The organism is Martinezella sp. CNPSo 3795 (assembly GCF_057784475.1).
Genome location: NZ_JBXSOQ010000019.1, coordinates 55448 through 66488 on the forward strand (window position 1 = coordinate 55448; position 11041 = coordinate 66488).

At 61.0% G+C, this 11041-nt stretch carries 14 protein-coding genes and 1 other RNA gene; 8 read left to right on the forward strand and 7 right to left on the reverse strand.

Annotated features, from left to right (window positions below; translation table 11 throughout):
- Nucleotides 1–9: 9 nt before the first annotated feature.
- Together AC13QY_RS30675 and recR are read right to left on the reverse strand one after the other, a co-directional pair.
- Entirely contained in the window at nucleotides 10–1392 is a 1383-nt protein-coding gene (locus AC13QY_RS30675; RefSeq protein ID WP_488494433.1) for a lytic murein transglycosylase, read from the reverse strand.
- A gap of 85 nt (nucleotides 1393–1477) precedes the next feature.
- Nucleotides 1478–2083 carry a recombination mediator RecR gene (gene recR, locus AC13QY_RS30680; RefSeq protein WP_488494434.1) on the reverse strand — a complete coding sequence of 202 codons (606 nt, stop codon included), beginning with the start codon at nucleotides 2081–2083 and terminating at the stop codon, nucleotides 1478–1480.
- Nucleotides 2084–2140: 57 nt separating this feature from the next.
- Here recR and AC13QY_RS30685 point away from each other — a divergent pair, with 57 nt between their 5' ends.
- Nucleotides 2141–2764, forward strand: coding sequence for an MOSC domain-containing protein (locus tag AC13QY_RS30685; RefSeq protein WP_488494435.1), 624 nt, complete (start codon nucleotides 2141–2143; stop codon nucleotides 2762–2764).
- Between the two features lie 2 nt (nucleotides 2765–2766).
- On the opposite strand, the gene AC13QY_RS30690 is transcribed toward AC13QY_RS30685, so the two are convergent.
- Both AC13QY_RS30690 and AC13QY_RS30695 read right to left on the reverse strand, forming a co-directional pair.
- Nucleotides 2767–3378 (reverse strand): LysE family translocator, encoded by a 612-nt coding sequence (locus AC13QY_RS30690; RefSeq protein WP_113330931.1) that lies wholly within the window; start codon nucleotides 3376–3378, stop codon nucleotides 2767–2769.
- A gap of 95 nt (nucleotides 3379–3473) precedes the next feature.
- Nucleotides 3474–4010: an RBBP9/YdeN family alpha/beta hydrolase gene (locus tag AC13QY_RS30695; protein ID WP_488494436.1), complete on the reverse strand. Its 537-nt coding sequence runs from the start codon at nucleotides 4008–4010 to the stop codon at nucleotides 3474–3476.
- A 113-nt stretch (nucleotides 4011–4123) separates the two neighbouring features.
- Between AC13QY_RS30695 and AC13QY_RS30700 the strand changes: the two genes are divergently transcribed.
- Nucleotides 4124–4600 (forward strand): Lrp/AsnC family transcriptional regulator, encoded by a 477-nt coding sequence (locus AC13QY_RS30700; RefSeq protein WP_488494437.1) that lies wholly within the window; start codon nucleotides 4124–4126, stop codon nucleotides 4598–4600.
- Between the two features lie 16 nt (nucleotides 4601–4616).
- Here AC13QY_RS30700 and AC13QY_RS30705 read toward each other — a convergent pair whose 3' ends face one another.
- From AC13QY_RS30705 to ffs, 3 genes are all read right to left on the reverse strand, one after another.
- Nucleotides 4617–4940: a YbaB/EbfC family nucleoid-associated protein gene (locus AC13QY_RS30705; protein ID WP_037155519.1), complete on the reverse strand. Its 324-nt coding sequence runs from the start codon at nucleotides 4938–4940 to the stop codon at nucleotides 4617–4619.
- 106 nt (nucleotides 4941–5046) lie between these two features.
- Nucleotides 5047–6921: a DNA polymerase III subunit gamma/tau gene (locus AC13QY_RS30710; protein ID WP_488494438.1), complete on the reverse strand. Its 1875-nt coding sequence runs from the start codon at nucleotides 6919–6921 to the stop codon at nucleotides 5047–5049.
- A gap of 64 nt (nucleotides 6922–6985) precedes the next feature.
- Nucleotides 6986–7083, reverse strand: an RNA gene (gene ffs, locus AC13QY_RS30715) — signal recognition particle sRNA small type.
- A 91-nt stretch (nucleotides 7084–7174) separates the two neighbouring features.
- Here ffs and AC13QY_RS30720 point away from each other — a divergent pair.
- From AC13QY_RS30720 to AC13QY_RS30745, 6 genes are all read left to right on the forward strand, one after another.
- Nucleotides 7175–7585, forward strand: coding sequence for an HIT family protein (locus AC13QY_RS30720; RefSeq protein WP_488494439.1), 411 nt, complete (start codon nucleotides 7175–7177; stop codon nucleotides 7583–7585).
- Nucleotides 7582–8541, forward strand: coding sequence for an NAD(+) diphosphatase (nudC, locus tag AC13QY_RS30725; protein ID WP_113397401.1), 960 nt, complete (start codon nucleotides 7582–7584; stop codon nucleotides 8539–8541). Before AC13QY_RS30720 ends, nudC begins: the two co-directional genes overlap by 4 nt.
- A gap of 12 nt (nucleotides 8542–8553) precedes the next feature.
- Nucleotides 8554–9240, forward strand: coding sequence for a helix-turn-helix transcriptional regulator (locus tag AC13QY_RS30730; RefSeq protein WP_069613605.1), 687 nt, complete (start codon nucleotides 8554–8556; stop codon nucleotides 9238–9240).
- 185 nt (nucleotides 9241–9425) lie between these two features.
- The gene (locus tag AC13QY_RS30735; RefSeq protein WP_488494440.1) at nucleotides 9426–9653 is read left to right on the forward strand and encodes a hypothetical protein; all 228 of its coding nucleotides are present in this window, start codon (nucleotides 9426–9428) and stop codon (nucleotides 9651–9653) included.
- 320 nt (nucleotides 9654–9973) lie between these two features.
- Nucleotides 9974–10342, forward strand: coding sequence for a VOC family protein (locus tag AC13QY_RS30740; RefSeq protein ID WP_069613607.1), 369 nt, complete (start codon nucleotides 9974–9976; stop codon nucleotides 10340–10342).
- A gap of 272 nt (nucleotides 10343–10614) precedes the next feature.
- Nucleotides 10615–11013, forward strand: coding sequence for a VOC family protein (locus tag AC13QY_RS30745; RefSeq protein ID WP_488494441.1), 399 nt, complete (start codon nucleotides 10615–10617; stop codon nucleotides 11011–11013).
- The last annotated feature ends 28 nt before the right edge of the window (nucleotides 11014–11041 follow it).

An 11041-nucleotide genomic window follows, 5' to 3' on the forward strand; every position in this document is an offset into this window, starting at 1 on the left:
TTTCCGCAGCTATTTCAGCACGCCGAGCATGGAGCTATCGGGATAGCAGGTGGGCTTCATGCCGCTCTTTTCCTGCCATTGACCGATCGAGCGCCGGGTTTTGTAGCCGGGCAGGCCGTCCGTGCCGCCGACATCGTAGCCCTTGTGCTCCAGAACCTTCTGCATATTGGCGACATCCGAGCGCAGCATCTTGCCGACATCGCCCCATTTTTCCTGAAAAGCGCCGCTGCCATTGGCAATGCGGTCGGCAAGATTGCCAATATAGAGGCCGTAGAGATCGGAATTGTTGTATTCCTTGATCACGTAGAAATTCGGCGTGACGATGAATTCAGGTCCATCGCGGCCGGCCGGGACCAACATCATGCCGCTGGCGCGCATTTCGTCCGCTGGGAAGGCCTTGCCGGAAACCGGCTTGATCCCAAGCGAAGCCCATTGCGAGATCGGCTTCGCTAGATCAGGTCCTTCCTGCGCGCAGGACACATTCTGCGGAATGGTCACTTCGTATCCCCAGCCACGGCCGCGCTGCCAGCCCTTCTGAACCATATAGTTGGCTATGGAGGCCAAAGTGTCCGGCACTGAGGTCCAGATGTTGCGATGGCCGTCGCCATCGAAATCGACGGCATATTTCAGATAGTTGGTCGGCATGAACTGCGGCTGGCCGAGCGCGCCGGCCCACGAGCCCTTGAACTGATCCGGCGTCACATCGCCATGGTCGAGGATGCGCAGTGCCGCGATCACTTCGGTGCGGAACATATCCTTGCGCGTCGACATGAAGGCCTTGGTCGCCAGCACCTGCATCGCCGAATTCGGCAGCTTGGCGGCGCCGAAGCCGGTTTCGCGGCCCCAAATCGCAAGCAGGATCGGTCCCGGAACGCCATAGGTCTTCTCGATCCGCCGCAGCACCGGCCCATATTGCGAGGCGAGGCTCCGCCCGGTCGCGGTGAGCTTCTGCAGCCGTGCCTCGTTGAAATAGGGGGCGGGCGAGGAGAATTCCGCCTGTGTCTGTGCCTGCTCCTTCGGCTTCGGGAAACCCGGCGGCTCGAGGTCGGGCAGATCCCAGTTCAGCATCACGCCGGCAAAGGCGGCCTGGAAGGTCTTTTCCGAAATCCCGGCCTTTCGCGCTTCCGGCCAGAGATCCTTCTGAATCCAGGTTTGAAACTGCGCTTCGACATCGGCCTTGGAGGCGGCGAGCGCGGGGAGGGGAAGGAGGGTGAGGAGGAGGATGAGCAGTCGCAGAACGTGCCGCGAGATACCCCCCTCTGCCCCTTTCGGGACATCTCCCCCACAAGGGGGGAGATTGTTGGCGGTGGGCTTTGCGCCATACCGGAGGTCTGAAGTTTCTGCGATTGCAGTGCCAAATTGTTTGTCGAAGACGGTGCTACGAGCGACCAATCTCCCCCCTTGTGGGGGAGATGTCAGCGAAAGCTGACAGAGGGGGGTAAAAACTCTCCTCATACTCTTTCCTTTGTTGCGGCTCTCAAATCGCCGTCCGCGCCCTCAGCGCCGCCGCCAGCGTGCCTTCGTCGAGATAATCGAGCTCGCCGCCGACGGGCACGCCATGGGCAAGGCGAGTGATCTTAACCTCGAGGCCATCAAGCTGGTCGGTTATATAGTGCGCTGTTGTTTGCCCCTCGACCGTCGCATTGACGGCGATGATGATCTCGCGAATGCCGCCTTCGCTGACGCGCGCGATCAGCCCACGAATGTTGAGACCATCAGGCCCGACGCCATCGAGCGGCGATAGCACGCCGCCGAGGACATGGTAGGCGGCGTTCATCGCGCCTGATCGCTCCAGCGCCCAGAGATCGGAGACGTCCTCGACGACGATGATGACGGACTGGTCGCGGCGATCGTCGGTGCAGACAGTGCAGGGGTCGACGGTATCGACATTGCCGCAGCGCGAGCAGATCTTCACCTTGTCATAGGCATCGCCCATGGCATGGGAGAGAGGCCCGAGCAGTTGGTCCTTTTTCTTGATCAGGTGCAGCGCCGCGCGGCGCGCAGAGCGCGGCCCGAGGCCCGGCACCTTCGCCAGAAGCTGGATGAGTTTTTCGATTTCGGGGCCGGTGACTCGCTTTGCCATGGGAGGCTTTTAGCCCATAAGCCCCAAGAACGGAATCACGGAAGGGGCGATTGAGCGATGAAAATTCTGGCCGTGTGCCGCGGTGCCCCTGAAACGCTGCCGGGCAAGAAGGCGAAGACGGGGATCAATAAGCACGCCGTCAGCGGTGCCGTCATGGTCGATGAGCTGGGGTTGCTCGGCGATGCCATCTGCAATCGCAAGCATCACGGCGGCCGTGATCAGGCTGTTTATATCGAGGGCTCGCTGACGCTGGACTGGTGGGCAGCCGAGCTTGGACGATCGTTGGAGCCTGGCGCCTTCGGCGAAAACCTCGTCATCGAAGGCCTGGACAATTGCCAAGCCGCCGTCGGCGACCAATTCATAGTCGACGATCTTGTTTTGGAAGTGACCTCGGCGCGCATTCCCTGCTCCACCTTCGCGGCGAAGATGGGCGATCCGCAAATCGTCAAGCGATACATCCGGGCCGGGCGGCCCGGCATCTATTGCCGCGTTCTTGCGAGCGGCACAGTGAGCGCTGATATGCCGGTCACCTACCTGCCCTATGCCGGCGAGAGGGTGGCCATGCCGGAAATGATGGCGACATTCGGCAGGCGATTGTCACCGGAGGATCGGGCGCGCTATCTGGCGGCGCCCATTCATCACAAGCTGCGTGCGCTCATCGAAAGCGGCGCAGCAGTCTGAAATCACCGCATGGCAATCGCGACGGCCGCGCCTGCCATGGTGCCAGCGCTGGCGCGATTGGCGATGCGTACGGCGCGGCGGCTCTTGAGGAAAGTTCTGGCCTTCGCGGCAAGCATCGCCCAGGAGAGGTCGATGACGACGAGCACCGCAAACATCGTCGCCACCAGCTCGGCCCAGCCCGAAATCGTCACGCCGTGCAGATCAATGATCGAGGGCAGCAGCGCCACATAAAATACCATGATCTTGGGATTGCCCATGGTAACCGTGAAGCCCGCGAGGAAGAGCCGCATGGCTGATTGCTCGTCCGGCAGTTCCTTTCCCGCCGTATCGGAGGAGGCAAACCACATCTTCCAGGCAAGGTAGAGCAGATAGGCGACGCCCAGCCACTTGATCGCCACGAAGGCCAAATGGAAGGTTTCGGCGATGGTCGCAAGGCCGGCAACGGCGCAGGTCAGCCAGATCGCCTCGCCGAGCCACATGCCCGAGAGGAAGGGCAGCACGTTTCGCGCGCCCTTCGTCAGCACACGCGCCACAAGTGCAGCTATGTTCGGTCCCGGCGATCCCGCCGCAATGAATAAGGCACCGGCAAAAACAAGCAGCGTCGATAAGCTCATCGCATTCCCTCCAACAGGGCAGGCTGGACGATATCTGGAAGAAGAGCGCCAGAGATAGCATTCCGGCGCGGCTTTTCCAAATACCGGATTTATGTTCAGCCAAGCTCGGCGCGAAAACGCCCGAAGATTGCCTTGCCTTCCGGCCAGTCGTCCAGTCCGGATGCCGCATTGATATGCCCGCGCGGCCCGACATCGACGAAGGTGCTGCCCCAACTTTCGGCACTGCGACGCGCATGATCGAAGGAGCCGAAAGGATCGTCGGTGCTGGCGACGAGAAGGGACGGAAAAGGCAGTCGCTGCCGTGGAGGATTGGCAAAGCTGCCGGCTTCGGCAAGATAGATTTCGCCCTTTGGATCAGGCGCGGCCACCAGAAACGCGCCAAGGATCGCAGTCTTTTTGATGGGCGCCCAATGGGCGATCAGTTGGCACGCAAGGCTGTGCGCGATCAGGATCGGCGGCGTTTTGGAACGTGAGATTTCGCCCTCGAGCGCTGCAATCCAATCCGAAAGTATCGGTTTGTCCCAGCTCGACGGCTGGAAGCGCCGCATGGTCGGATCGTCCCGTTCCCACAATGTTTGCCAGTGACCTTCTCCCGAACCGTTCAGTCCCGGTAGCGTGATGATGTCGCTCATCTCTATCCTTTCTCCATGGTTTTACACGGAGAAAAGCTGGCATGCCGGGATGCCGATTGACATTGCAATCCATTGGATAAAACTTGTCCCAACCGATGAATTGAAGGCGAGCAATGGATACTCTCGAAAGAGGACTGGATCCGACAGATCTATCGATCATCGAAATCCTACAGCAGGACGGGCGAATCTCGGTATCGGAGCTCGGCCGCCGTGTCGGCCTGTCGCAGCCGGCGGCATCGGAGCGGCTGAAGCGGCTGGAGGAGCGTGGTGTGATTGCCGCTTATCGCGCCGTCATCGATCCCGCTGCCGTCGGGCTCGGCATGATGGCGGTCATCCGGCTGCGCACGACGCATGAGCATATCCGGCCCTATCTCAAGCAGTTTTCGGAAATGCCCGAAATTATCGAGGTGCTGAGGCTGACGGGCGAGGATTGCTTTTTGCTCAAGGTTCTCGTGCCGACACCATCAGACCTTGAAACCATCGTCGATTCCATTGCCCGCCATGGTGCGGTGACGACATCGCTGGTGCTGCGGAACGAACCTGTAAAGGCGGTAGGCCGCGATCTCATTCGCAAGGCGGCCGCACGCTGAAAGAAATAGTCCAACCTCAGAACGGCAGCTTGAAACCGGGCGGGATCGGCAGACCGGCGGTCAGCTCGCGGGTCTTTTCGGCGGCGATCGCCTCAGCCTTTTCCTGAGCATCCTTGTTGGCGGCGACGATCAGGTCTTCGAGGATTTCGACATCGTCTTCCTTGAAGAGCGAGGGATCGATCTTGAGGCCGACCATCAGGCCCTTGCCGTTGACGGTGACGGTGACGAGGCCGCCGCCGGCCTTGCCTTCGACGCGAATGTCGGCGATCTCCGACTGCATCTTCTCCATCTTCGCCTGCATTTCCTTCACTTTGCCCATCATGCCCATGATGTCGCGCATCGTCTTTGGTCCTTCTTCTCCAAGTCTCTCTTTAAGCGGCAGGATATGTCGTCATGGTCGTCAACCGCTTCAAGCCGAAGCGGTTCCGTCAGCATTCATCCTAGCCTTAGAATTCGATGTCGTCGCCGGGTAGAATATCGCCATCGACGGATTCGGCGATTGCCGGCGGAGCCGCCGCTTCGTCCTCTTCGTCCGTCTCGGGCGCCCGCACCCGCACATCGATGATCTTTGCGCCCGGAAATTGCGCCAGGATCGCCGCGACATCGGGGTCCTGCCGTGCATCGGCGACGCGCTGCTTCTGGGCGTTCGCTTCTGCTTCGACAAGCGTCGGCTGGCCCTCCTCGCGGCTGAGGCTGACGATCCAGTGAATACCGGTCCATTCCTTCAGCTTGACGGCAAGCTCATTCAGCAGAGTGCCGGGAGCGCCCGGTGCCAGGCTGACATCGAGCCGGCCCGGCTCCAGCCTGACAGGGCGCACGAAGGTACGCACCAGCGCCTTCATCTTCGGATCGCGCTTCTGGCTCGCAAGTTCGGCGATATCGGCCATCGAATTGACCGGTACGAGCGGCTTCGGCGCTTCAACCGGTTTCTGCTCGATGCGGCCGACAGGCTGCACGTCCGGCTGTGTATTCGGAACGGAGCGCAGCATAGCGACCGGTGCGGAAGGCGTAGGTCTTGGCGCTGGCGTTTCCACGGCACGCGCCATGGCATTGCCCTGATAGGACACTGCTCCGCCGCCACTGCCGCCGCTCGTAGACGACGAGGGGCGGGAGCCGCCATTACCGTCGGAAAATTCGGCAAGCCTGCGCGCGGCATCTTCCGGTGCCGGCAGATGAGCGGCATGGGCCAGCCGGATCAGCACCATTTCGGCGGCGCCGGCCGTGCGCGAGGCATTTTCCGTCTCGGCAATGCCCTTGAGAAGCATCTGCCAGATACGGGAAAGTGCCGTCACCGCCACGCCTTGCGCGAATTCCGCCGCTTTCGTGCGCTCGACTTCGCTGAGCGACGGATCGTCGGCGGCATCGGGCACATATTTGAGGCGGGTCACGAGATGGGTGAAATCAGCAAGGTCGGTCAATACAACGACGGGATTTGCGCCGGCCTCGTACTGGCTGTTGAATTCGGCAAGTGCGGCCGAGACATCGCCTTTGACGACATGGCCGAAGAGATCGACGATGCGGGCGCGGTCGGCAAGCCCGAGCATGGCGCGCACGGCATCGGCGGCAACGAAGCCGCTGCCATGGGCGATCGCCTGATCGAGCAGCGACAGGCCGTCGCGCGCCGAACCTTCGGCGGCACGCGCGATCATGGCGAGCGCTTCCGGCTCGGCCTCGATGCCTTCCTTGCTGGCAATGGTGGTGAAGAGCCCGACGAGATCGGAGGCGCTGATACGGCGCAAGTCGAAGCGCTGACAGCGCGACAGCACCGTGATCGGCACTTTACGGATTTCGGTGGTGGCGAAAATGAACTTCACATGCTCGGGCGGCTCTTCGAGCGTCTTCAACAGCCCGTTGAAGGCGGCCGTCGACAGCATGTGCACTTCATCGATGATGTAGACCTTGTAGCGCGCCGAGACCGGGCGGTAGCGCACCTGCTCGATGATCTCTCTTATATCGTCGATACCGGTGTGCGAGGCGGCGTCCATCTCGATGACGTCGACGTGCCGGCCTTCCATGATCGCTTGGCAATGGTCGCCCGGCTCGCGCAGGTCGATGGTGGGCCGATCGATGTCAGCGGTCTTGTAGTTGAGGGCGCGGGCAAGGATGCGGGCGGTCGTGGTCTTGCCGACGCCGCGCACGCCGGTCAGCATATAGGCCTGGGCGATGCGGCCGGTCTCGAACGCGTTGGTCAGCGTGCGAACCATCGGCTCCTGGCCGACCATCAGATCCGTGAAGTCTTTGGGTCTGTATTTGCGGGCCAGCACCCGGTAGCCGGTGCCGGTCGAAGCGGCATCTTTTGCTTGTCGCTCGGTGTCGCTCATCGCCCTGCTTATTGCCCGGTGCCCTGCTTGTCGCCCGGAAAGCCGGGTCCTGCTTTCGGAAAGGGTGGGAGGCTGGCACGAATGACCCGTGCCGGGCTCGTTAGGGCTGCTTCCTTCCGGACCTGACCCGGTTGGCGAGTGGCTCGTCCACCACCAACCTCCCGGATGCACATATCGGCAATATCGTCATCAAAAGCAAGCCAAGGTCAAAAAAAACTGCTAAACATTTGATAAAACAATGGAGGATGCCCCCTTGAAGGAGTTTACGCTCGACGATCGTCTTGCGAATGACAGCGTTTCCGTCACCATAACCGGCCTTTGCGACGTCAGGCTGATGAAGGATCGCCGCTGGCCATGGCTCGTGCTCATCCCGCGCCGGCCCGGCAAATCGGAGGTCTTCGAGCTGACTCCGCTCGACCGGATTTTGCTGACCTTCGAAACGGATAAGGTCGCAAGCACCCTGAAGACGGTGACGGGTGCGACAAAAATCAATGTCGGGGCACTTGGAAATATCGTCCGTCAGCTGCATGTTCATGTCATCGCGCGGTTCGAAGGTGATGCCAACTGGCCAGGCCCCGTCTGGGGCTACGGCAAGGCGGAACCCTATTCGGACGAAGACATGAACAGCCTCATAGCCAAGTTGCGGGAAACGCTTTCACAATGAGCCATTCCATCTTTTCCTCGGATGCGCCCCATCCGGAAGCCAGCAGTCTCACCGCTTTTGCGGAAAACCAGCTCAACCGGGATGCCGAGCATCGCGACGAGGAATCGATCAAACATGCGCTCGCCAAGGAAGGCACGCACATCCTGGCCTTCGCCCAGGATCGGCTTGTCCTGAAGCATGATGGCCAGGTGCTGGACCCGCTGTTTGCCCGCTATGAGTTGAACGACCTCGATCCGAATTGGGATGAGGCCGTTCTCCTCGGCTATCGCAAGACCGGCGAGCCGCGGCTTGCCGTGCCTGTGCGCGTCAATCCAGACGAGCTTGCCAGCCAGTACAAACCGGCTGATATGCGCGCGCTCTGGCGCGATCTTCTGCTGGAAGGCGAAATCCTCGGCGAAGCCGCGCAGGGCATGAGCCTCATTCGCTGGAATGGCGACAACCGTTTCTGCGGTCGGTGCGGTTCCGTCATGGAAAGCCGCATCGGGGGCTACAAGCGGGTCTGCACGGCCTGCGAACATGTGATCTTCCCGCGCACCGATCCGGTCGTCATCATGCTCACGATCGACGAGGAGCGGAATCGCTGCCTGCTTGGCCGCAGCCATCATTTCGCGCCAGGCATGTATTCCTGTCTCGCCGGCTTCGTCGAGCCGGGCGAAACCATCGAGAATGCAGTGCGCCGCGAAACACTCGAGGAATCCGGTATTCATATCGGCCGCGTGCGCTATCACGCCTCGCAGCCCTGGCCCATGCCGCATTCCCTCATGATCGGCTGCTATGCCGAGGCCAAGTCGACGGACATTCATATGGACGAGGCCGAGCTTGAGGATTGCCGCTGGTTTACTCCGGAAGAGACGCTCGCCATGCTCGATCGCGTCTCGGCCTCCGGCAACACATCTCCGCCCAAGGGCGCCATCGCCCATCGCCTGATGCGCGATTGGGTGGAATGGAAGCGCTAGGACTATTGTGCCATGGCTCGCTCGGAACGCTTGCTGACGCTGTTGCAGACGCTGCGGCGCTATCGTCGTCCGGTGAGCGGTGCCGTTCTAGCCGAGGAAACCGGCGTCAGCCTGCGCACGCTCTATCGCGATATCGCCAGCCTGCAGTCGCAGGGTGCGATGATCGAGGGCGAACCGGGGATCGGCTATGTCCTGAAGCCCGGCTTCATGCTGCCGCCGATGATGTTTTCGCAGGATGAGATCGAGGCGCTGGTGCTGGGATCGCGATGGGTAGCCCGCGCTACCGATTCGCGATTGGCGGCAGCCGGCGCCGACGCGCTTGCCAAGATCGCCGCCGTGCTGCCCGCCGACCTTCGCGATGAGGTCGACCAGGCGGCAGTGGTCGTTGCCACGCGCCGTGTCACGGAAGACAAGGCCGATCTTTCCCTCATGCGCAAGGCGATCCGCACGGAGCGCATGGTGCAGTTGACCTATGGCGATGTGAACGGCGCCATTTCCACTCGGCGTATCTGGCCCTTCGCGCTCGGCTATTTCGACAATGCCCGCATCATCATGGCCTGGTGCGAGCTGCGTCAGGATTTCCGCCATTTCCGCGCCGACCGCATCGTCGATTTTGCGGTGCTGGAGGCGCGCTATCCGCGCCGGCGTGTCGCGCTTGCCAGGGAATGGCATGCCCGTGAGGGCATGGTCCACAATTGATCCGCCAAAGCATGTCGCGCAAGAGTGTGCAGCGTTTTGCGACAACGACATGCGTAAAATCAAAGACCCAAAGCACAGGAGGCGAATCCTAGAGATCGCGACCCGCTTCAGTGTGATGCTACTGCCAGAAACTGTCAGTAGATACGGCTATGATGGGTCCATCCAATCAGGAAGGAGGACCGATCATGGCAGGCAACGTTTCCATCATTTCGCAACATGTGCATCGCGGCGGCGTCGAGGCGCTTGAAGGCAAGCATCAGTCATGGCCGGCCCGTCTCTCTGAGCTCGCGCTTGGCTATTTCAGCCGCCGCTGGAATCGTCTCGATATCGAGGAAGCGCCGAGTTCCGTGATGCGGGATCTCGGTTTTCTCGATGGCCGTGCACCTTACCGCGAGGAAGAGCGGATGCATTAGAGCAGTTCCAGGAAAGCTGCGCGGCAGTTTTCCGTCAGGAATTGCGGGAAATAAAGAGGTAGGGCGGTTCGGAGATTCCGCGAAAGACTGAACCGCCCCGGAGCATCCCACGCGAAGTTCGCCGCGACTTTGCGATAACGATATCGGTAAAATCGGAAATTCAAGCGCAAGACACTGATCCGAAGGCTGCAGCAGGCTTCGGAAACGTGGCTTCGCACGCACTCATCATGACAGACAAAGCCATCCTCGGCGGGCTGAGCTCCGTCCGCCGGGCTACAGCCGCATGCCCTTAAATCCATCAAAACAAGAGGACTATTCAGATGACCAGCCCCAACCTCATCATCTTCTATGTTAAGGACCCCAGCGAAAGTACGCCGTTCTACCGCGATCTCTTCGGCCGTGAGCCGGCATTCGCGTCGCCGAACTTCGTGGCTTTCGCGCTCGACAACGGCCTAAGTCTCGGCCTCTGGCGCCGAAGCAGCGTCGAACCCCAGCCCTCCGCCATCGGCAATCGCGGCGAACTGGGCTTCATGGTCGAAGGCGCTGGCGCCGTCGAGCAGCACTATAGGGATTGGAAGGCACGCGGCCTGCCGATCGCGCAGGAGTTGACGACGATGGATTTCGGCCCAACCTTCGTCGTGCTCGATCCGGACGGACATCGGCTGCGCGTTTGTGAGCCGGATAAGTGACTCTCTGCCCTGCTTGCCCCTCACCCTAGCTCTCTCCGCTCGCGGCAGGGCTATCGCATATGGAGGCGGATGAGCACCATAAGCTCCTTCTCCCCTTTGGGAGAAGGGGACCGGCCTTCGGCAAGCTCAGGAGACCGGATGAGGGGCTTGAGAGGATAGGCAAAGACTATTTCATAATAGCGGCTTGCGGAGCCTCCCGCCCTTCGTTGGTGTTGACTTCCAACATTTGCAAAAGACACTGATCAATGCACCCAAAGCCACCGGAGGGCCAATTGCTCCATCATATTTCATTCGGTGTATCCGATATCGAGAAAGCCGCTGCTTTCTACGACGCGGCTTTCGCGCCGCTCGGCTATGTCAGGGTTTGGGAAGACTTGACCCCCGGCGATCCCGATCAAGCCATTGGATATGGTCCCGCGGGTGGGGGTGACAAGTTCGCCATCAAATTGCGCGCTGGCGAGGCTCGTGCGCCAGGCGCGGGCTTCCACCTCGCCTTCGCCGCGGCAAGTCGCGAGGCCGTCGCTCTTTTTCACGAAGCCGCGCTCGCTCACGGCGGAAGGGACAATGGACCGCCGGGTTTTCGGCCTCATTATGGCCCGAGCTACTTTGCAGCTTTCGTCATCGATCCCGACGGACATCGAATCGAGGTCGTTACCAAGGTCGAAGGATAACAGCCGGATAGAAGTCCTGGTGGTTCGG